At 60.2% G+C, this 19,924-nt stretch carries 16 protein-coding genes and 1 pseudogene; 7 read left to right on the forward strand and 10 right to left on the reverse strand.

Annotated features, from left to right (window positions below; genetic code table 11):
- The first annotated feature begins 304 nt into the window (after positions 1 to 304).
- Positions 305 to 2,260, forward strand: a complete 1,956-nt coding sequence (gene betT, locus NL64_RS12895) for a choline transporter BetT (RefSeq protein ID WP_172668672.1) — start codon at positions 305 to 307, stop codon at positions 2,258 to 2,260.
- A gap of 1 nt (position 2,261) precedes the next feature.
- Here the strand turns inward: betT and NL64_RS12900 are convergent, their stop codons facing one another.
- Together NL64_RS12900 and NL64_RS12905 are read right to left on the reverse strand one after the other, a co-directional pair.
- Complete coding sequence (locus NL64_RS12900) at positions 2,262 to 2,522, reverse strand: hypothetical protein (RefSeq protein ID WP_034148462.1); 261 nt, start codon at positions 2,520 to 2,522, stop codon at positions 2,262 to 2,264.
- A gap of 132 nt (positions 2,523 to 2,654) precedes the next feature.
- The gene (locus NL64_RS12905; RefSeq protein WP_034148463.1) at positions 2,655 to 3,395 is read right to left on the reverse strand and encodes an SDR family oxidoreductase; all 741 of its coding nucleotides are present in this window, start codon (positions 3,393 to 3,395) and stop codon (positions 2,655 to 2,657) included.
- 113 nt (positions 3,396 to 3,508) lie between these two features.
- Here NL64_RS12905 and NL64_RS12910 point away from each other — a divergent pair, with 113 nt between their 5' ends.
- The 3 genes and pseudogenes from NL64_RS12910 (at position 3,509) to NL64_RS12915 (ending at position 5,183) form a co-directional block, all read left to right on the forward strand.
- Positions 3,509 to 4,399, forward strand: coding sequence for a LysR family transcriptional regulator (locus tag NL64_RS12910; RefSeq protein WP_034148464.1), 891 nt, complete (start codon positions 3,509 to 3,511; stop codon positions 4,397 to 4,399).
- Between the two features lie 141 nt (positions 4,400 to 4,540).
- Positions 4,541 to 4,719 (forward strand): annotated as a pseudogene (locus NL64_RS29585) (type II toxin-antitoxin system HicA family toxin).
- The gene (locus NL64_RS12915; protein ID WP_411741303.1) at positions 4,719 to 5,183 is read left to right on the forward strand and encodes a type II toxin-antitoxin system HicB family antitoxin; all 465 of its coding nucleotides are present in this window, start codon (positions 4,719 to 4,721) and stop codon (positions 5,181 to 5,183) included. The pseudogene NL64_RS29585 and the gene NL64_RS12915 overlap by 1 nt, the downstream one beginning before the upstream one ends.
- A 38-nt stretch (positions 5,184 to 5,221) precedes the next feature.
- Here NL64_RS12915 and NL64_RS12920 read toward each other — a convergent pair whose 3' ends face one another.
- Positions 5,222 to 6,262 carry a LacI family DNA-binding transcriptional regulator gene (locus tag NL64_RS12920; RefSeq protein ID WP_034148466.1) on the reverse strand — a complete coding sequence of 347 codons (1,041 nt, stop codon included), beginning with the start codon at positions 6,260 to 6,262 and terminating at the stop codon, positions 5,222 to 5,224.
- 207 nt (positions 6,263 to 6,469) lie between these two features.
- Here NL64_RS12920 and NL64_RS12925 point away from each other — a divergent pair, with 207 nt between their 5' ends.
- The 3 genes from NL64_RS12925 (at position 6,470) to mgrA (ending at position 11,253) form a co-directional block, all read left to right on the forward strand.
- Entirely contained in the window at positions 6,470 to 8,716 is a 2,247-nt protein-coding gene (locus NL64_RS12925; RefSeq protein WP_034148467.1) for a TonB-dependent receptor, read from the forward strand.
- Between the two features lie 2 nt (positions 8,717 to 8,718).
- Positions 8,719 to 10,038, forward strand: coding sequence for an LLM class flavin-dependent oxidoreductase (locus NL64_RS12930; protein WP_034148468.1), 1,320 nt, complete (start codon positions 8,719 to 8,721; stop codon positions 10,036 to 10,038).
- 177 nt (positions 10,039 to 10,215) lie between these two features.
- On the forward strand, positions 10,216 to 11,253 hold the full coding sequence (gene mgrA / locus NL64_RS12935) for an L-glyceraldehyde 3-phosphate reductase (protein WP_034148469.1): 1,038 nt from the start codon (positions 10,216 to 10,218) through the stop codon (positions 11,251 to 11,253).
- Between the two features lie 172 nt (positions 11,254 to 11,425).
- On the opposite strand, the gene tauD is transcribed toward mgrA, so the two are convergent.
- From tauD to NL64_RS12970, 7 genes are all read right to left on the reverse strand, one after another.
- A complete protein-coding gene (gene tauD, locus NL64_RS12940; protein ID WP_034148470.1) occupies positions 11,426 to 12,265 on the reverse strand; it encodes a taurine dioxygenase in 840 nt (279 codons plus the stop codon).
- A 196-nt stretch (positions 12,266 to 12,461) separates the two neighbouring features.
- Complete coding sequence (tauC, locus tag NL64_RS12945) at positions 12,462 to 13,295, reverse strand: taurine ABC transporter permease TauC (protein ID WP_034148471.1); 834 nt, start codon at positions 13,293 to 13,295, stop codon at positions 12,462 to 12,464.
- Positions 13,292 to 14,086 (reverse strand): taurine ABC transporter ATP-binding subunit, encoded by a 795-nt coding sequence (tauB, locus tag NL64_RS12950; protein WP_034148472.1) that lies wholly within the window; start codon positions 14,084 to 14,086, stop codon positions 13,292 to 13,294. Before tauB ends, tauC begins: the two co-directional genes overlap by 4 nt.
- Before the next feature lie 16 nt (positions 14,087 to 14,102).
- Positions 14,103 to 15,080, reverse strand: a complete 978-nt coding sequence (gene tauA, locus NL64_RS12955; protein WP_034148473.1) for a taurine ABC transporter substrate-binding protein — start codon at positions 15,078 to 15,080, stop codon at positions 14,103 to 14,105.
- Between the two features lie 259 nt (positions 15,081 to 15,339).
- Positions 15,340 to 16,923 carry a glutamate--cysteine ligase gene (gene gshA, locus NL64_RS12960; RefSeq protein WP_034148474.1) on the reverse strand — a complete coding sequence of 528 codons (1,584 nt, stop codon included), beginning with the start codon at positions 16,921 to 16,923 and terminating at the stop codon, positions 15,340 to 15,342.
- A 272-nt stretch (positions 16,924 to 17,195) separates the two neighbouring features.
- Positions 17,196 to 17,579: a PaaI family thioesterase gene (locus tag NL64_RS12965; protein ID WP_034148475.1), complete on the reverse strand. Its 384-nt coding sequence runs from the start codon at positions 17,577 to 17,579 to the stop codon at positions 17,196 to 17,198.
- Entirely contained in the window at positions 17,579 to 19,903 is a 2,325-nt protein-coding gene (locus NL64_RS12970; protein WP_034148476.1) for a Tex family protein, read from the reverse strand. The genes NL64_RS12965 and NL64_RS12970 overlap by 1 nt, the downstream gene beginning before the upstream one ends.
- Positions 19,904 to 19,924: the final 21 nt, after the last annotated feature.

Below are 19,924 nucleotides of genomic sequence, written 5' to 3' on the forward strand. Positions count from 1 at the left end.
GCCCAGCGGGAGCAAGCTCCTTCGCCACATTTGATTTGTGCAGGTGCCGAATCAATCTTCCAAATTCCACCACATAGCTTTCCCTGAGCTAGCGTACAACCACGACCGCCGAGCCTTGGGATTAGTCCTTAGCGCCCTATCCATGTTTAACTTGAACGTTCATTCAAGTTAAACCGGTGGTTCGCCGCCCGCTCACAACAGGAGGCTTGCCTTTGCTGAGTCAGATTTCTACAGCCACGTTTTACCCCCTCGAGGTGCACCGATCATGAGTGCATCGTCCATTCCTTCAAGCGGCCTGGTCCGCATGAATCCGCCGGTGTTTTACTTTGCGGCGAGTTTCATTTTGTTGTTCGGCGTCGTTGTCATCGCCATGCCCGAGCAGGCCGGCGCGTGGTTGCTGGCGGCGCAAAACTGGGCGGCCAATACGGTCGGCTGGTATTACATGCTCGCGATGACGCTGTATCTGGTCTTCGTGGTGGTCACCGCCTTGTCCGGCTACGGCAAGATCAAGCTCGGTGCCGACCACGACGAGCCCGAGTTCAGTTACTTGTCCTGGGCCGGCATGCTGTTCGCCGCCGGGATCAGCATTACGCTGTTTTTCTTCTGCGTGTCCGAACCGCTGACCCACATGCTCCAGCCACCGCAAGGCGAGGCAGGCACGGCGGAGGCGGCGCGTCAGGCGATGCAGATTCTGTTTCTGCATTGGGGCCTGCATGGCTGGGGCGTGTTCGCCTTCGTCGGCATGGCGCTGGCTTATTTCGCCTATCGCCACAACCTGCCGCTGGCGTTGCGCTCGGCGCTGTACCCGCTGATCGGCAAGCGCATCAATGGCCCGATCGGTTACGCAGTGGACGGTTTCGGCATCATTGCCACGGTGTTCGGCCTCGGTGCCGACATGGGTTTCGGCGTGTTGCACCTCAACTCGGGCCTGGATTATCTGTTTGGCATCGCCCACACCCAGTGGATTCAGGTCGGTCTGATCACGCTGATGATGGGCGCGGCGATCATCGTCGCCGTATCCGGCGTCGACAAAGGCGTGCGGGTGATGTCCGACATCAACATGCTGCTGGCCTGCGCGTTGCTGCTGTTCGTGTTGTTCGCCGGCCCGACGCAGCACCTGCTCAACACCTTGATCCAAAACGTTGGTGACTACCTCGGCGCGTTGCCGATGAAGAGTTTCGACCTCTACGCCTACGACAAACCCAGCGACTGGTTGGGCGGCTGGACGGTGTTCTATTGGGCCTGGTGGATTGCGTGGTCGCCGTTCGTGGGCCTGTTCATCGCACGGATTTCCCGTGGGCGCACCATCCGTGAATTCGTCTTCGGCGTGCTGTTGATCCCGCTCGGTTTCACCCTGGCGTGGATGTCGATCTTCGGCAACAGCGCCATCGACCAGGTGCTCAATCACGGCATGAGTGCGCTGGGCATGTCGGCCATCGACAATCCATCGATGACCCTTTACCTGCTGCTGGAAACCTACCCGTGGAGCAAAACCGTTATCGCGGTCACGGTGTTCATCAGCTTTGTGTTCTTCGTCACCTCGGCCGACTCTGGCACGGTGGTGTTGTCGACCCTGTCCGCCAAGGGCGGCAACCCCGATGAAGACGGACCGAAATGGCTGCGGGTGTTCTGGGGCGCGATGACCGCGCTGGTGACCAGTGCGCTGCTGTTTTCCGGCAGCATCGATGCGCTGAAGTCCGCAGTGGTGCTGACCTCGTTGCCGTTCTCGCTGATTCTGCTGTTGATGATGTGGGGCCTGCACAAGGCGTTTTATCTGGAATCGCAAAAGCAGATCGCGCAACTGCATTCCCTCGCGCCGGTGTCAGGCTCGCGGCGCGGTGGCTGGCGTCAGCGTTTGAGTCAGGCCGTGCATTTTCCATCGCGGGACGAGGTTTATCGCTTCCTCGACTCGACGGTGCGTCCGGCCATCGAAGAGGTTTCGGCGGTGTTCGTTGAGAAGGGCTTGAGTGTCATCACTCACCCGGAGCCGGTGAATGACAGCGTCAGCCTGGAAGTTGGTCACGGTGAAGAGCATCCGTTCATCTATCAAGTGCAGATGCGCGGTTATTTCACGCCGTCATTCGCCCGTGGCGGCATGGGCTCCAAGGAGCTCAACAACCGTCGTTATTACCGGGCCGAAGTGCATTTGAGCGAGGGCAGTCAGGACTACGATCTGGTGGGCTACACCAAGGAGCAGGTAATCAACGACATCCTTGATCAGTACGAGCGACACATGCAGTTCTTGCATCTGGTGCGTTGATTCAGGTCTCGGTGGTCAGCACCATGAACAACACCAGCGCCGCCACCGGGATACCGAACACGGCGCTGCCAACGGCCAGCTCCGTGCCCAATGGCTGGCCGGCATGCACCATGCCGACGGCGCCGTTGATCAATGTCAGGGCCAGCCACAGCACGATAAAACTGTAGGCCAGGGTTTGGCGGGTGAAACCGATTTTCTCGCCGATGAACAGCATCAGCGCCAGGAGGATCAGGCCGAAGGTGATGATGATGGATGTGTGCATGGCGGATTTCCTCCAGTGGGGTGCTGCTTTTGAGGCCGCCTTCGCCGGCAAGCCAGCTCCTACAGGTTTTGTGTTCAACCCTTGTAGGAGCTGGCTTGCCAGCGATGGCGTCGAGCCTGCCTCCACAGCAGCTTAAACCAACCCGCCATTGACCCGCAGAATCTGCCCATTGACCCAAGCCGAATCCGGTCCCGCCAGAAACGACACAACGCGAGCAATATCTTCTGGCTGACCCAGACGCTCCAGCGGCGCCATCTTGGCGAACGTCTGGATCTGCTCTTCGCTCTTGCCGTGCAGAAACAGATCAGTCGCCACCGGCCCAGGTGCTACTGCATTGACGGTGATATTGCGCCCTCGCATCTCTTTGGCAAACACCTGGGTCAGCGATTCCACCGCCGCCTTGCTGGCGATGTACACCGCATAGCCCGGCAGGTTCAGGCCGACGGTGCTGCTGGAAAAATTAATGATCCGCCCACCATCGTTCAGGCGCGTGGCGGCTTCGCGCAGGGTGTTGAAGGTGCCACGTGCATGGATATTGAAAGTTTGCTCGAACAGTTCATCACTGTGCTGCGCCAACGGCAGCACCTTGAGAATGCCGGCGTTGTTGACCAGCACATCGACCTTGCCCAGTTGCGTTTCGGTCTCGTCGAACATCCGCCGCACGTCGTCGGCGTTGGCCACGTCAGCCTTGATCGCTAAAGCCTGATGACCCGCCTGACGCAGTTCCACCACCAGCTTCGAGGCTTCGGTGGCGCTGCTGGCGTAGTTGATGGCGACGGCGAAACCTTCGCTCGCCAGTTGTTTGGCAATGACTGCGCCGATGCCGCGGGCGGCGCCGGTCACGATGGCAACTTTCGAAGTTTGATGAGTCATGGCGGTGATCCTGTTGATTGGGTGTGAAGCCAATTTCACATGTTTACTCAGGCCGATAAATGCACCAGAGTTGCCTTGACTGTTCAAAAATCGCCAACAATCGAGTGCTCGCCGTGGATCAAGTCAAAGCGATGAAAGTGTTTGTGCGGATCTACGAGCGCTCGAGTTTCACCCTGGCGGCGGACGACCTGAACCTGCCACGAGCCACGCTGACCCACACGCTCAATCAATTTGAAGCCTGGCTCGGCACACGACTACTGGAGCGCAGCACACGCAAGGTACGTCCGACGCTGGATGGCGAGGCGTACTACCAGCGGTGTGTGCAGTTGCTGGCGGAACTGGAAGAAGCCGAACTGGCGTTTCGCAGCGTGGCGCCGAAAGGGCGCTTGCGGGTGGATTTGCATGGCACCCTGGCCCGGCATTTCGTAATCCCGGCCCTGCCGCAATTCATGGCGCGTTACCCGGACATCGAACTGTCCATCAGCGAGGCCGACCGCCAGGTCGACCTCATCAGCGAAGGCATCGATTGCGTGCTGCGCGCCGGCACCTTGAGCGATTCCACGCTGATCGGCAAACGCGTCGCCAACCTGCGCCAGATCACCTGTGCCAGCCCGGCCTACCTGCGCAAATACGGCGAACCGAAAAACCTCGACGACCTGAAAAACCATCGCGCGGTGAATTACGTTTCTCGCACCACCGCCAAGTTGTTCCCGTTCGAATTCATGGTCAATGGCGAGCTCAAGGAAGTCGCCATCGATGGCGCCGTTTCCGTATTCGGCGCGGAAATCTACGCCGCTTCGGCGATAGCCGGATTGGGCCTGATCCAGTGCCCGCATTACCGGATGGAAACGCAGATCGCCCAAGGCCTGATCAAGGAAATCCTCACCGAGACACCGCCACCGCCCATGCCTGTTTCAGTGCTGTACCCACACAACCGACACATGTCGCCACGGGTCCGGGTGTTCGTGGATTGGTTGGGGGAGGTGTTTGCTAAAGCGCGGTAGCCGCCGGTCCGAGAGAAAAAGTCGACTCCGTCCTGAGCGGCTATTATTTTGCCAAGTGTGTATTGTGTGTATTGTGTGTATTGCTATCGCTTCGACCTACCTAAAGTACGCAGCCATTGCTGTCGAAAAAGGGCGAAGGAAATGCGAAGTAGGGAAATGATCAGGATGATCGAGGAGGATGGTTGTATCCGGTGGCTGTAAAAGGCAGCCACCATCAATACAAGCATTTGCATAAGCCAGGCAGGGTGACAATCAATCACCCTGATTCTGATCTTCCAAAGGGAACGATCAACAGCATATTGAAACAGGCAGGTCTGTAATGAGGCCTGTCATCGGATACGAGAGTCCCGATGCGGACTTGTCTCAGGAAGGATTCATCTACATGAAATTTCCGGTTGTTCTGCACAAGGATGCCGACTCAGACTACGGAGTGATCGTCCCGGATGTACCGGGTTGCTTCTCCGCAGGCGGCACAGTTGCCGAGGCGTTCGAAAACGTGAAAGAGGCATTGTCCCTGCACTACGAAGGTCTGGTCGCCGATGGGGATCCGCTGCCTCAGGTACGCGAGATCGATGCCCATATCGAAAACCCCGAATATGCTGGCGGTGTGTGGGGCGTGGTGGATTTCGATATCACACCTTATTTCGGCAAGTCGATACGTTTCAATGCAACGTTGCCTGAGCAGCTGCTTGAGCGAATTGACCAGACCGTCAGACGGGACCAGCGTTACAGCTCAAGATCTGGTTTTTTGGCGGCGGCAGCTTTGCGCGAGTTATCAGCCTGACACCGAAGCTGGGCTGATCAATGAAGGTTGCTTATTGTTCAAGCACTCTCCCGCTCAATCACCCGGCACTCCAGCAGATTCAAACGCTGCACCTCATCCGCCACCGGCAACACCCCTAGGCTTTCCAGCACTCGGGTGGCGGCGAGGACGCCGATCTCCAGTGCCGGTGGCTTGATGGTGCTAAGGCTTGGCAGGAGCATTTCGGCGAAGGGGTAATCGCCAAACCCAAGTACCGCGCAGTCTTGCGGGATGTTCAGGCCGGCCCGTTGCCCGGCCAGCAAACCGCCGGCGGCGAGGTTGTCGTTGGCGAAGATGATGGCGTCGGGGCGTGGTGAGGTGTTCATCAGGGCTTGCATCGCTTGCTTGCCGGCTTCGAACGGTGGGCGATCGGCATTCGGGGCAAACACCCAGGGCTCCAGCCCCAACTCACGCACGGTGGCCGCGTAGCCGTCACGCCGCTCCAGCGCACTGAAGTCCCCCGGCGCGCTGTTCTGTACAAAAGCAATCCGCCGGTAACCCTTGCCGTGCAGGTAACGTGCGGCTGTTACGCCTACTTCAAAATGCGAAAACCCGATCTGCAGCGGTTCGCGCTCGGGTTGGTAGTCCCAGGTTTCGATCACTGGGATATCCGCTTCGGCAATCATCTTTTCGGTGCCAGCGCTGTGGAAGTGACTGGTCAGCACCAGCGCTGCCGGCGACCAGCCGAGAAACGCGCGCACGGCGCTTTCTTCCTGCACGGCATCGAAGTAACTCGACGCCAGCAACAGCTGATAACCATGGCGACTGAGGGTGTCGCTGAAACCCTGAATGGTGTTGGCGAAGATCGGCCCGGAGATGTTCGGGATCACCATGCCGACGATCTTGCCACGGGCCGACGCCAGCCCCCCGGCCACCAGGTTGGGGACATAACCCAGCGCTGCCACCACGGCGGCGATGCGCTCGCGTCGTTCCGGCGACACCTGGTCTGGCTGATTGAAGTAGCGCGACACCGTGATCGCCGACACACCCGCCTGCCGAGCCACGGTATTGAGGGTGACGCGGCCGGCACCACGGCGTTTGCGGGGCTTGTCTTCATTCAACGGGCGATTCCTCTTAAAAACCAAATGGCATATAAAAGTAATTTTTCAGTATTGGACGCTCTATGTGGGGGTTGCCAATACTGGCGATGTTAGCGCTAACAAAGCGTTCTGTCTGCTACTCGCTCGAGCGAATGCCCAAGACAACTTCACAGGCGCTGTCGACGCAGAACGGCAGCGGATCAGGGCAATTTTTCGAGCGGGCAGACCATGCATTTCATTCTTGGGGAATCACAAAAACTGGCGCAGTCGATTCGCGCCGCCACACCACGCCGCAAGCATCTGGGCTGGCTGCTCGCCGGATTGGCCGCGCTGCCCGTGCCGGGCGCTTTCGCCGCTGACAGCAGCGATCAAGAGCCCACCCTCAAATCCGTGACAGTCACTGCGACCCGCCGCGAAGAGTCGCTGCAGAAAATCCCGGTGGCGGTAACTGTGCTCGATGGCGAGCAACTTGAACGCGACAACCGCACCAGCGTATCTAGCATCGTCCAGGAAGTGCCATCGCTGAATTTCCGCACCGGCGCGTCGAACAAAGACACGTCGCTGTTCATCCGGGGCGTCGGCACCATTTCCACCTCGCCGGGCGTCGAGCCGACCGTGGCCACGGTGATCGACGGCGTGGTCTATGCCCGTCCGGGCCAATCGACCCTGGACCTGCTGGATCTGGAGCGCGTCGAAGTGCTGCGCGGCCCGCAAGGCACGCTGTTTGGCAAGAACGCTTCGGCCGGCGTGCTCAACATCACCAGCCGGGCCCCGACCGCAGAAACCCACGGCTACATCGATCAGTCGTTCTACAGCGGCAACGAAAGTCGCACCCGTTTCGGCCTCGGCGGCAGCCTGATTCCGGACACGCTCAAGGGCTCGATCACCACGCTGTTCGGCACCTACGACGGCAATGTCGACAACGAATACAACGGTCAGGAGGTCAACGGCTACAACCACAAAGGCGCGCGCGGCAAACTGGAGTTCACCCCGAATGACGACGTGACCTTCACCCTGATTGCCGACTACATGCAGTCCCACGACGACGCGCCCAATGGCGTGGTCAGCCAGTCCCTGACCCCGGCGTTCGCCAATGCCCTGAGCCCGGTGCGGGCTTCCAGCGACAACCGCGACATCAACACCGAGACCCGCACCCACGTCGATGACATCAACAAAGGCTTGTCCGGCCAACTCGACTGGCAACTGGGCGATTACACCCTGACCTCGATCACCGCATGGCGCGGCTGGGACAACACCCAGTATCAGGACGGCGACCGTTTGAGCACGGTGACCGCGGCGTTCCCCGGCACGGCCGACAAGGGTGACCTGGCCTTCGACCAATACTCGCAAGAGCTGCGCCTGGCTTCGCCGAAAGGTGAGTTCCTCGAATACGTCGGCGGTTTGTTCTACATGCACGGCAAGGACGACGAGACGTACCAGCGGACCTTGACCACGCCCACCAGCGTTAACCGTGGCGTCGCCGATTACAGCACCACCAGCGACAGCTACGCGGTGTTCGGTGAAAGCACGCTCAATTTCACTTCGGATTTTCGCGGCATCGCCGGCCTGCGCTACACCCACGACGAACTGGAATACGATCACCGCCGGGTCTCGACCTCGGCCGTCGCTGTCAGCGGTATTCAGCCGGGCACCAGCAGCTCGGGATCAGTGGATGAAGACGGCTGGTCCGGACGGCTCGGCGTGCAGTACGACTTGAGCGACGCCGTCACCACCTACCTGACCTACTCGCGTGGCTACAAAGGTCCGGCCTACAACGTGTTCTTCAACATGCAGCCCCGGGACACCGAGGCGCTGAAACCGGAAACCTCAAACACCTGGGAGGCTGGTATCAAGGCCACCAGCTGGAACAATCGCCTGACCACCAACCTGGCGGTGTTCCACAGCGACTACGACAACTACCAGGCGAACTTCTTCGACACCGTGGCAGGGCAAGTGGTGACCCGCCTGATCAACGCCGGCAGTGTCAGCACTGAAGGCGTCGAACTCGATTACGCGTTGCAGGCCACCCAGCAACTGAAGTTCTCCGGCGCCCTGGCCTACACCCGCGCACGCATCGACGAATTCGCCTGCCCGGCCGGTGCGGCGGCCTCGTGCAACGTCGACGGCAAGCCACTGCCGTACAGCCCGGACTGGAAAAGCTACGTGCGTGCCGATTACAGCATCCCGCTGGATAACGGCCTGGATATCGAGCTGGGTACCGATTTCAGCTGGCAGAGCGAAGTGCAGTACGACATCAGCCAGAACGTCGACACCAAACAAGGCGCCTACGGCATCTGGAACGCCAGCGTCGCCCTGGCCGACTACAACAACGGCTGGCGTGTGGCGCTGCTAGGCAAGAACCTCGCCGACAAGTCCTACTCACCGCTGCTGGCCAGTGGCGGCAACTACATCTACCGCGCCGTGCCCCGTGACGACGAGCGCTACTTCGGCGTGCAACTGCGCAAGGATTTCTGACCATGACTCGTCAGCTCAAGCTCGGCGCCTTCCTGATGGCGACCGGGCACCACGTCGCCGCCTGGCGTCATCCGCAAGTGCCGGCTGACGCTGGCCTGGATTTCGCCCACTACAAGCGCCTGGCGCAGATTGCCGAAGCGGCGAAATTCGACGCATTGTTCCTCGCTGACAGCATCGCCGCACCGACCGGGGACATTGCCAGCCGCATGGCCCGTTCCGACCACTTCGAGCCGCTGACGCTGCTCTCGGCGTTGAGCGTCGTGACCGAGCGTATCGGACTGATCGCCACGGCCACCACCAGCTACAACGAGCCGTACCACCTCGCACGCAAATTCGCTTCGCTGGATCATCTTTCAGGGGGGCGCGCGGGGTGGAATCTGGTGACGTCCGACAATGCTGCCGAAGCGCAAAATTTTGGTCGCGTCGAGCATCTCGGTCACGCTGAGCGCTACAGCCGGGCGCGGGAGTTTCATCAGGTGGTCACCGGGCTCTGGGACAGTTGGGAAGACGACGCTTTTGTCCGCGATAAAACCAGTGGTACGTACTACGATCCGGAAAAAGTCCACGCACTGGAGCATGTCGGCGAACATTTCCGGGTCAAAGGCCCGCTAAACGTGGCGCGCTCGCCGCAGGGGCAACCGGTGATCGTGCAGGCCGGTTCTTCTGAAACCGGTCGTGAACTGGCGGCGCAAACGGCCGAAGTGGTGTTCACCGCGCAGACGTCGCTGGCCAATGCCCAGGCGTTTTATAACGACTTGAAGGGACGTTTGAGTCGATACGGTCGCAGCGCCGACTCCCTGAAAATCATGCCCGGTGTTTTTGTGATCGTCGGTCAGTCCGAGAGCGAAGCGCAGGAAAAGTGTGAAACGTTTCAGCAATTAGTCGAACCCGAGGTTGGCGTGGCCTTGCTTGGGCGTATGCTGGGCAACTTCGATTTATCGAAGTACCCGCTGGACGGGCCGTTGCCCGACTTGCCGCTGACGGAAAGCGGGCAGCAAAGCCGTCAGAAACTGCTGACGGAACTGGCCGGCAAGGAGAACCTCAGCCTCGCCGAATTGGGTCGCAGGATTGCCGGTGGGCGCGGGCATTACAGCCTGGTGGGAACGCCGGTGCAGATTGCCGACCGTTTGCAGGAGTGGTTTGAGCAGGGCGCCGCGGATGGCTTCAACGTGCTGGTGCCGCACCTGCCTGGTGGCCTGGAGGACTTCGCCCAAGGCGTGGTGCCGGAACTGCAACGGCGTGGATTGTTCAGAACCGAATACGAAGGCCGGACCTTGCGCCAGAACCTCGGGTTGGCCAGGCCTTCCAACAGATTTGTGTGAAAAAGGTTTTTTGTGGCGAGGGAGCTTGCTCCCGCTGGGGCGCGAAGCGGCCCCCGAAAGTCGTTGGCACGCTCTGTCAAGACAGCGGCTGCTGCGCACCCGAACGGGAGCAAGCTCCCTCGCCACAGGATTAATGTCTGATTCCGGATAAAAGTAACCTCAACAAGAGAGGATTCGATGACTTACACCGCTGCCGAAAACCGCTACGACTCCATTCCTTACCGCCGCGTAGGTCGCAGCGGTCTGGTGCTGCCGGCGCTGTCCCTGGGCTTGTGGCACAACTTCGGCGACAGCACGCCGATCGATACCCAACGTGCATTGCTACGCACGGCTTTCGACCTGGGCATCAACCACTTCGACCTGGCCAACAACTATGGCCCGCCGTACGGCAGCGCCGAGATCAATTTCGGCCGTTTGCTGCGTGAAGATTTCAAGCAGTACCGCGACGAACTGATCATCTCCAGCAAGGCCGGTTGGGACATGTGGCCCGGTCCTTACGGCCAGGGCGGCGGTTCACGCAAGTATGTGCTCGCCAGCCTCGACCAGAGTTTGCAACGCCTGGGTCTGGACTACGTCGACATTTTCTACTCGCACCGATTCGACCCGGACACCCCGCTGGAAGAAACCGCCAGCGCACTGGCCACGGCCGTACAACAGGGCAAGGCGTTGTACATCGGCATCTCTTCGTACTCCGGCGTGAAAACCCGTGAAATAGCGGCGCTGCTCAAAGAGTGGAAAGTCCCGTTGTTGATCCATCAACCGGCCTACAACCTGCTCAATCGCTGGGTAGAAAAGGACCTGCTCGATACCACCGACGAGCTCGGCACCGGCGTCATTGCCTTCACGCCGCTGGCGCAGGGTTTGCTCACCGACAAGTACCTCAACGGCGTACCAGCGGATGCGCGGGTCAATCGTCCGGGCGGTGGTTCGTTGCAGGCTTCGCATTTGTCGGATGCCAACATTGCCCACGTGCGAGCGCTCAATGAGATCGCCAAACGTCGCGGCCAGAGCCTGGCGCAACTGGCGCTGGCCTGGACCCTGCGCGACCCGCGCGTGACCTCGGCGTTGATCGGCGCGAGCCGGCCGGAGCAGATCATCGAGAACGTCGGGGCGTTGAAGAATTTGAGCTTCAGTGCTGAAGAGCTGGCGGAGATTGACCGGTTCGCCCAAGAGGGCGGGATCAATCTGTGGGAGAAGCCTTCTACCGCTGAGTAACGCGATCCAGTCTCTGCAGGATCCGGCTTGCTGGCGATAGCGGTGAATCAGGCGCCATCATTGCCGATTGATCCACCGTCATGGCTTTAAAGCAAAAGATCGCAGCCTGCGGCAGCTCCTACAGGGATCGGATTTCCATGTAGGAGCTGCCGCAGGCTGCGATCTTTTGATCTTAAAAAAACGGCACATCCCCCAACACCGTCGCACGCTGCATCACCCGCCGCGCCGGGCGGTAATCGTCCACCGCGTAATGCTGAGTCACGCGGTTGTCCCAGAACGCGATGTCGTCTTGCTGCCAGCGCCAGCGAATGGTGAATTCCGGGCGCGTGGAATGGGCGAACAGAAATTTCAGAATCGCCTCGCTTTCGGTTTCCGACAGTTCGTTGATCTTCGAAGTGAAGCCTTCATTGACGAACAACGAACGGCGCCCGCTCACCGGATGCGTGCGGATCACCGGATGCGACAGTGGCGGATTCTTGCGTCGAGTCTCTTCCCACTGGGCCAACGCTTCAGGCGTATTGCCATAGCGCTCCAGCGGAAATGAACGGGTGAAGTCATGGGTGGCGGTCAGGCCTTCGAGCAAGGTTTTCATCGGTGCCGACAACGCTTCATACGCCGCAATCCCGCTGGCCCACAACGTATCGCCACCAAACGCCGGCAACAGCTTGGCGCTGAGCACCGCGCCCATGGCTGGGGTCGGCAGGAAGGTCACGTCGGTGTGCCAGATCGCGTTGTCGCGCACGTCGGTGACGGCGGTATCGAGGATCAGCACTTCCGGTTGTTCCGGCACGTTCGGGTAGATCGGATGAATGTGCAGGTCGCCGAAATTAGCGGCGAATCGCGCTTGCTGCTGCGGGGTGATTGGCTGGTCGCGGAAGAACAGCACCTGATGCTTGAGCAGGGCTTGTTCGATGGCGTCACGCTGTTCCAGGTTCAGCGGCTGGCTGACATCGACGCCGCTGATCTGGGCGCCGAGGGCAGAGCTTAGAGGGACGATGGTCAAGTTGCTCATGTTGGATCTCTTCAATTCTGGGTGTCGTACATCAATTTTGTGAACAACACTGCCCCTGTAGGAGCTGCCGCAGGCTGCGATCTTTTGATCTTGCTCTTCAACCGAAAAGCAAAAGATCGCAGCCTTCGGCAGCTCCTACAGGGTTGATTCAAAAAAGGGGGGCATCAAGGTAGCTGATCCCACATTGAAAAAAGCTTCAGTGTGCCTGGCCGTGCCATGGCACCAGTTTGCGCTGCAATTTACGCAAGCCCATCTCCATGGCGAAGGCAATCAGCGCGATTACCAGAATCCCCAGCACCACCACATCGGTGACCAGGAATTGCGCGGCCGACTGCACCATGAAACCCAGGCCGCTGGTGGCGGCGATCAATTCTGCGGCGACCAGTGTCGACCAACCGACGCCGAGGCCAATGCGCACGCCGGTCAAAATGTCCGGCAGGGCGCTGGGCAAAATTACGTGACGAATCAACTGCGCCCGGGTCGCACCCAGCGACTGCGCAGCGCGCAATTTCGCCGGGTCGACCGTGCGCACACCGGTAGCGGTAGCGATGGCAATCGGGGCGAAAATCGCCAGGTAGATCAGCAGCACTTTCGACAATTCACCGATGCCGCACCAGATCACGATCAGTGGCAGATAAGCCAGCGGTGGAATAGGACGGTAGAACTCGATCAGCGGATCGAGAACGCCGCGAGCGATGCGGTTGTGGCCGATGGCGATACCGACGGGAACGGCCGTCAGTACGGCGAAGCCAAGCCCCAAACCGATGCGGCTGAGGCTCGCGCCCAGGTGCTGCCACAGAGTCGAATCCATGTAGCCTGTGGTCACCAGCAGCCAGCCTTTTTGCAGAACGGCAGACGGTGGTGGCAGGAACAGCGGTTCAATGAGTCCGGTCGCCGTAACGGCCCACCAAAGGGACACGAGCGCGATGAGCGTCAGCACACTGATCCAGCGAGTGCTCAAACGGCGGCGCACCGGGATGACCGTAGAACCTGTTTTTACCGCTGTGGCAGGAATTTCGTAGCTGCTCATGCGCGCTCCTGCCGCTGGGCGGCGCTGCGTTGGGAGAACACTTTGGCGAGTACGTGTTCGCGGGTTTCGATAAAACGTGGGTCGGACTTGATCGAGCGCGCCGACTCACCGGCGGCGTAACGCTGACCGAAATCCAGGCTCAGCCGCTCGACGATCTGCCCCGGATTCGGTGCCAGCAAAATCAGATCCGTGGCAAGAAACACCGCTTCTTCAATGTCGTGGGTTATCAGGAACACCGGTTTGGCAGTGCGGCGCCAGACTTGCAGCAGCAGCTCTTGCATCTGTTCGCGGGTGAAGGCGTCGAGGGCGCCGAAGGGTTCGTCCATCAGCAAAACGCGAGGGTCGGCGGCGAGCGCACGGGCCAGGCCGACACGCTGCTTCTGTCCGCCAGAGAGTTGCCAGATGCGACGGTTTTCAAAACCGGAAAGGTCCACCAGTGCGAGCATTTCCCTTGCACGGATTTCGCGTTTGTCCCGAGCAATGCCAGCCAACTCCAGACCAAAACCAACGTTGGCCAGCACGTCTTGCCACGGTAGCAGGGCGTCGTCCTGGAACACTACGCCGCGTTCGGCGCTTGGGCCTTTGACCGGCACACCGTCGAGGGTAATGCGCCCGGCGCTGGGCTCGACGAAACCGGCAATCAGGTTCAACAGCGAAGTCTTGCCACTGCCGGACGGGCCAAGGGCGACCAGCAATTGCTGGGGCCCCAGGGTCAGGGAAATATCCGCCAGCACAGGTTCTGCTGCACCGGGGTACTGTGCGCTGATGCGCTCCAGCTGTAGCAAGGCCATCGCGGTTAACTCCCGATCAGTTGGTGATGAACTTGGCGCTGACGTAAGGGGCGTAGTCCGGCAGCACGGCTTCGACCTTGCCTTGTTCCTTGAGAAATACGGCGGTGTCGGTGATCGCTTTGGTGGTCGGTGCGCCGAGGGTGGTTACTTGATCAGCCGCCAGCGGGTAGACGTTGCCTTGTAGCAGCAGTGGAATGTCGCTGGCCTTGGCGCCGGACAGTTTTACCAATTTGTCGACGTTGCTTTGATCGGCGAGCCAGGCTTTCGGGTCTTTGCGGTAATCGGCGTAGGCATCCAGGGTCACTTTGGCGAACGCGGTGACGATGTCCGGGTGCTTCTCTGCGAAGTCTTTACGCACGATCCAGGCGTCGAAGGTCGGCGCACCGAACTTGGCCAGTTCGCCGGAGGTGATCAGCACTTTGCCGTTTTCCTTGGCCACACCGAGCGCCGGGTCCCAAACGTAGGTGGCGTCGATATCACCGCGTTTCCACGCAGCGATGATGGCTGGCGGGGCGAGGTTGAGGACGGTGACTTTCGATGGGTCGATGTTCCAGTGCTTCAGCGCGGCCAACAGGCTGTAGTGGCCGGTGGATACGAATGGCACGGCGATTTTCTTGCCGATCAGGTCTTGTGGCGTCTTGATCCCCGAACCGTCGCGAGCGACCAGCGCTTCGGCGGCGCCGATCTGGGTGGCGATGAGGAAGGTTTCCACCGGTACTTTTCGGGTGATTGCCGCTGTCAGGGGACTGGAACCGAGGTAGCCGATCTGCACGTCACCGGAGGCGATGGCGGCGATGATGTCGGCACCGTTGTCGAACTTGCGCCAGCTGATGTCGGCCTTGGTGGCTTTTTCGTAAGCGCCGTCGGCCTGGGCGACTTTCGCCGGGTCAACGGTGGTCTGGTAGGCGACAGTCACGTCAGCCGCCTGGGCAAACAAACTCGCCGCAGCCAAAGACGCGGCCGCCAGCAAGCGAAGAGGGAAATGCAGTTTCATTGGGAAGCTCCTTGTCAGGCGACCGAGAGTCGGCGTGAAAGGAGACTAAATGATCTAAGAATCCGAAAATAAATAACTTTTTCGAATGAGCTTATGAGCGGAAAATTCTAAGAACCAGATCGCTTTTGTGGCGAGGGAGCTTGCTCCCGCTGGAGGCCGAAGGACTCCCATTCCAGACAATCAAATTCTTCGGTCGTCTGATTTTGCGGCTGCTGCGCAGCCGAGCGGGAGCAAGCTCCCTCGCCACAGGGGATAGCAGCTAGTTACTGATCGCCAGAATGCTCGCCTGATACGACCCGACAAACACATCGAAGTCGCCGACTTCATTCTGTTCCAGCTCGGTCTGTTGAGCCAGCGACGAACGCGCCAGTTCTTCAAACTTGGCCTGTTCCTCGGCCGGCAACGGCTCGCTACGGAAAAACTCGGCATGGGCGCGGCTCTGGCGCAGGGAGAACTCGGCGAAGCTTTCCTTGTGCTCGGCCATCGCCGCCAACACTTGGGCCGAAGGCGTCAAAGACGGGTCCTTGACCTTGGCCAGCTGCGCATCCAGCGCTTTGCTGTGAGCATCACCACCGTGGCTCTGATCCAGCAACGCCGCCAGTGGCGCGATGTTTTCCAGCAATTCGCCTGCCCACTCTTTCAGGTCGACCGGTTGCCCGTTGCGTTGCAGTTGCAAGCCGGGACGACGACCTTCCTTGACCACGCTGAGGAAGTTGGAGGTCGCATTGTTGCAGCTGGTGTTGGTCAATAACGGGCTGTCGTTCAGCGCGCAATACAGCAAGAAGGCGTCGAGAAAACGCGATTCGGTGAGGTCGATGCCCGTCGGCAGGAACGGGTTGATGTCCAGGCAGCGTACTTCGACGTACTGGATGCCACGGGCCATCAGCGCCTGAATCGGCCGCTCGCCGGTGTAGGTCACGCGTTTCGGGCGGATGTTGGAGTAGTACTCGTTTTCGATCTGCAGGATGTTGGTGTTGAGCTGAACCCACTCACCGTCCTTGTGGGTGCCGACTTCGACGTAGGGCGCGTACGGCGTGGCCACCGCTTTGCGCAGGCTGTCGATGTAGCTGGTCAAGTCGTTGTAGCACGGCGTCAGGCCAGCCTGGGCGTTGCTCTGGTAACCCAGATCGCTCATGCGCAGGCTGGTGGCGTACGGCAAATACAGGGTGTGCGGATCGAGTTGTTCCAACTGATGCGAGCGACCGCGCAGGAAACCGGCGTCCAGCGCGGGCGACGCGCCGAACAGGTACATCAGCAGCCAGCTGTAGCGACGGAAGTTGCGGATCAGTGCGATGTAGGACACCGACTGGAAGTCGCGATCGGTGCCGACAAAGCCTTCGGCCTCTTTAAGCAACGGCCAGAGTTTTTCCGGCAGGGAAAAGTTGTAGTGAATCCCGGCGATGCACTGCATGGTCTTGCCATAACGCAGGGCCAGGCCCTTGCGGTAGACGTACTTGAGCTGACCGATGTTGGACGTGCCGTAATAGGCGATCGGGATATCTTCCTCGGCCGGCAACGGGCACGGCATCGATGGACTCCACAGGTACTCGTTGCCGAGCTTGCTGTAGGCAAAGCGGTGAATGCTGTCCAGGCTCGCCAGCGTATCGGCAGGATCGGGCAGGGCCGGGGTGATGAACTCCAGCAGCGACTCGGAATAGTCGGTGGTGATTTGTTCGTTGGTCAGCGCGGAACCCAAAGCTTCCGGGTGCGGCGTTTGCGCCAGGCGACCTTCATCGGTCACGCGCAGGCATTCACGTTCGATGCCGTGAAGGCACTGTTCGAGCAGAGAGAGGTTAGCGCGCTCGCCGAGCAGAGCCAGGCGGCGGTTGAGAAGTTCGCTCAAGTTGGATTCCTTCACGCGTCAGTCGCCCCAATATGGGGGTGGGCAAGACGGTCTACAAGGGTGAAGTTAAAACTGGCGTTTTCGCCTGGTTTTGGAGCCGCTCAGGCCATATGCCGGTCAGTCAATAACCGCACAATCCCTGTGGGAGCGAGCTTGCTCGCGATGAGGGAGTGTCAGGCAATATTTTTGCCGTCTGACACACCGCCATCGCGAGCAGGCTCGCTCCCACAGGATTCATTGCGCCGAAATTAACTCAAATCGGTGGCGACTAGCTACAGGACAGCGAACGTGCCTTGTGCTTTTGCGACCAGTTTGTCGCCTTGCATCACATCAGCTTCGACCACCAGCGTGCGACGGCCCGGGTGAATCACCCGCGCCGTGCACATCACCTCGCCGTCAGCGACGGCGCGGATGTAGTTGATCTTGCACTCGATAGTCGCGCTCTGCTGGTCAAAGCCGTGGGTGCTGGAACAGGCCAGCCCCATGGCAATGTCCACCAGACTGAACAAGGCCCCGCCGTGCATCTTGTTGGCGCGATTGCGCAGCTCCGGTTCCAGCGCCAGGGCGACTTGCGCCACCCCGGTTTCCAGGCTGTGCAGGCGACAGCCCAGCAGCTTGAAAAAAGCGCTTTCGGTATACCCGGCAGGGATCTCCATCAACGCTTCTTCAACTGCTTGGCGTTGGCGAACAGCGAAGCCATGGCATTGTTGGCCGGAGCCGCCGCCGTGGTTTCCATGCGCGGTGCAGTGTTTTGGGATTGGCGTGGCGCCGAACCCGGACGTGCACCGCGAGCGCCGTCGATTTTCTCGCCCGGGGTGTCGCTCATGCGCATCGACAGGCCCACGCGTTTACGCGGGATGTCGATTTCCATGACCTTCACTTTCACCACATCACCGGCCTTCACCGCTTCCCGTGGATCCTTGATGAATTTCTCCGAAAGCGCAGAGATGTGCACCAAACCGTCCTGATGCACGCCGATGTCGACGAACGCGCCAAAATTGGTCACGTTGGTCACCACGCCTTCGAGGATCATGCCCAGTTGCAGGTCCTTGAGGTCTTCGACGCCTTCCTGGAACTCGGCGGTCTTGAACTCGGGACGCGGGTCGCGACCCGGCTTTTCCAGCTCTTGCAGGATGTCGGTTACGGTCGGCAAACCGAACGTTTCGTCGGTGTATTTTTTCGGATCAAGGCGCTTGAGGAACGCGGCGTCACCAATCAGCGAGCGGATGTCGCGGTCGGTTTCAGCGGCAATGCGCTGCACCAGCGGATAGGCTTCCGGGTGAACCGCCGACGAATCCAGCGGGTTGTCACCGTTCATGACACGCAAGAAACCGGCAGCCTGTTCGAAGGTTTTTTCGCCCAGACGCGCGACTTTCTTCAACGCAGCGCGGGTTTTGAAAGCGCCGTGTTCGTCGCGGTGGCTGACGATGTTTTGCGCCAGGGTCGCGTTGAGGCCAGAGATCCGTGCCAGCAGCGCCACGGAAGCGGTGTTCACGTCCACGCCCACGGCGTTCACGCAATCCTCCACCACCGCATCCAGGCCGCGCGCCAGTTTCAATTGCGACACGTCGTGCTGGTACTGGCCGACACCGATGGATTTCGGATCGATTTTCACCAGTTCCGCCAACGGGTCTTGCAGGCGACGGGCAATCGACACCGCGCCACGGATCGACACGTCGAGGTCCGGAAATTCCTTGGAAGCCAGCTCCGATGCCGAGTAAACCGATGCGCCGGCCTCGGAAACCATGACCTTGGTCATCTTCATCGCTGGGTATTTTTTGATCAGCTCGGCAGCGAGCTTGTCGGTCTCACGGCTGGCGGTGCCGTTGCCGATGGCGATCAGGTCCACCGCATGCTTGGCGCACAGGGCGGCAAGAATCGCGAGGGTCTGATCCCACTTGTTGTGCGGTACGTGCGGGTAAACCGTGGCGTGATCCAGCAGTTTGCCGGTGGAATCGACCACGGCCACCTTGCAACCGGTGCGCAGGCCCGGGTCGAGGCCCAGGGTGGCGCGAGGGCCGGCCGGGGCGGACAGCAGCAGGTCGTGCAGGTTGTGGGCGAACACATTGATCGCTTCGGTTTCCGCGCCATCGCGCAGCTCGCCCAGCAGGTCGGTTTCGAGGTGGGTGTAGAGCTTGACCTTCCAGGTCCAGCGCACCACTTCACCCAGCCATTTGTCAGCGGCGCGATTCTGGTTCTGGATGCCGAATTGCTGGCCGATCATGCCTTCGCACGGGTGCATGGTGCCTGGCAGTTCATCGCCGACTTTCAGCGCGGAGCTGAGAATGCCTTCGTTGCGGCCACGGAAAATCGCCAGCGCACGGTGCGACGGCATGCTTTTCAGCGGTTCGTCGTGTTCGAAGTAGTCGCGGAACTTGGCGCCTTCCTCTTCCTTGCCGGCGATCACGCGGGCACTGAGGGTGGCTTCCTGCTTGAGGTAGTTGCGTAGTTTGTCGAGCAGGCCGGCGTCTTCGGCGAAGCGCTCCATGAGGATGTACTTGGCGCCTTCGAGGGCGGCCTTCACGTCAGCCACGCCTTTTTCGGCATCGACGAAGCGAGCGGCTTCGGATTCCGGGCTCAGGCTCGGGTCGTTGAACAAGCCGTCAGCCAAGTCGCCGAGGCCGGCTTCCAGGGCAATCTGGCCCTTGGTGCGGCGCTTCTGCTTGTACGGCAGGTACAAGTCTTCGAGGCGGGTCTTGGTGTCGGCGAGTTTGATGTCGCGTTCGAGTTGCGGGGTCAGCTTGCCTTGCTCCTGGATGCTGGCAAGGATGCTGATGCGCCGTTCGTCGAGTTCTCGCAGGTAGCGCAGACGCTCTTCCAGATGACGCAGCTGGGTGTCATCGAGGCTGCCGGTCACTTCTTTCCGGTAACGGGCGATGAAGGGAACGGTAGAGCCTTCATCGAGTAGCGCGACGGCCGCTTCGACCTGTTGTGGGCGTACACCGAGTTCCTCGGCGATGCGGCTGTTGATGCTGTCCATAAAACCACCTGACAAATTGTG

This window comes from Pseudomonas fluorescens, assembly GCF_000802965.1.
In the GTDB taxonomy this organism is placed as follows: Bacteria; Pseudomonadota; Gammaproteobacteria; order Pseudomonadales; family Pseudomonadaceae; genus Aquipseudomonas; species Aquipseudomonas fluorescens_A.

Bases quoted from the DNA above. Each gene is read 5' to 3' on its own strand.
- betT (WP_172668672.1), top strand. From the start codon at position 305: ATGAATCCGCCGGTGTTTTACTTTGCGGCGAGTTTCATTTTGTTGTTC.
- NL64_RS12900 (WP_034148462.1), bottom strand. From the start codon at position 2,522: ATGCACACATCCATCATCATCACCTTCGGCCTGATCCTCCTGGCGCTG.
- NL64_RS12905 (WP_034148463.1), bottom strand. From the start codon at position 3,395: ATGACTCATCAAACTTCGAAAGTTGCCATCGTGACCGGCGCCGCCCGC.
- NL64_RS12915 (WP_411741303.1), top strand. From the start codon at position 4,719: ATGAGGCCTGTCATCGGATACGAGAGTCCCGATGCGGACTTGTCTCAG.
- NL64_RS12925 (WP_034148467.1), top strand. From the start codon at position 6,470: ATGCATTTCATTCTTGGGGAATCACAAAAACTGGCGCAGTCGATTCGC.
- NL64_RS12930 (WP_034148468.1), top strand. From the start codon at position 8,719: ATGACTCGTCAGCTCAAGCTCGGCGCCTTCCTGATGGCGACCGGGCAC.
- mgrA (WP_034148469.1), top strand. From the start codon at position 10,216: ATGACTTACACCGCTGCCGAAAACCGCTACGACTCCATTCCTTACCGC.
- tauD (WP_034148470.1), bottom strand. From the start codon at position 12,265: ATGAGCAACTTGACCATCGTCCCTCTAAGCTCTGCCCTCGGCGCCCAG.
- tauC (WP_034148471.1), bottom strand. From the start codon at position 13,295: ATGAGCAGCTACGAAATTCCTGCCACAGCGGTAAAAACAGGTTCTACG.
- tauB (WP_034148472.1), bottom strand. From the start codon at position 14,086: ATGGCCTTGCTACAGCTGGAGCGCATCAGCGCACAGTACCCCGGTGCA.
- tauA (WP_034148473.1), bottom strand. From the start codon at position 15,080: ATGAAACTGCATTTCCCTCTTCGCTTGCTGGCGGCCGCGTCTTTGGCT.
- NL64_RS12965 (WP_034148475.1), bottom strand. From the start codon at position 17,579: ATGGAGATCCCTGCCGGGTATACCGAAAGCGCTTTTTTCAAGCTGCTG.
- NL64_RS12970 (WP_034148476.1), bottom strand. From the start codon at position 19,903: ATGGACAGCATCAACAGCCGCATCGCCGAGGAACTCGGTGTACGCCCA.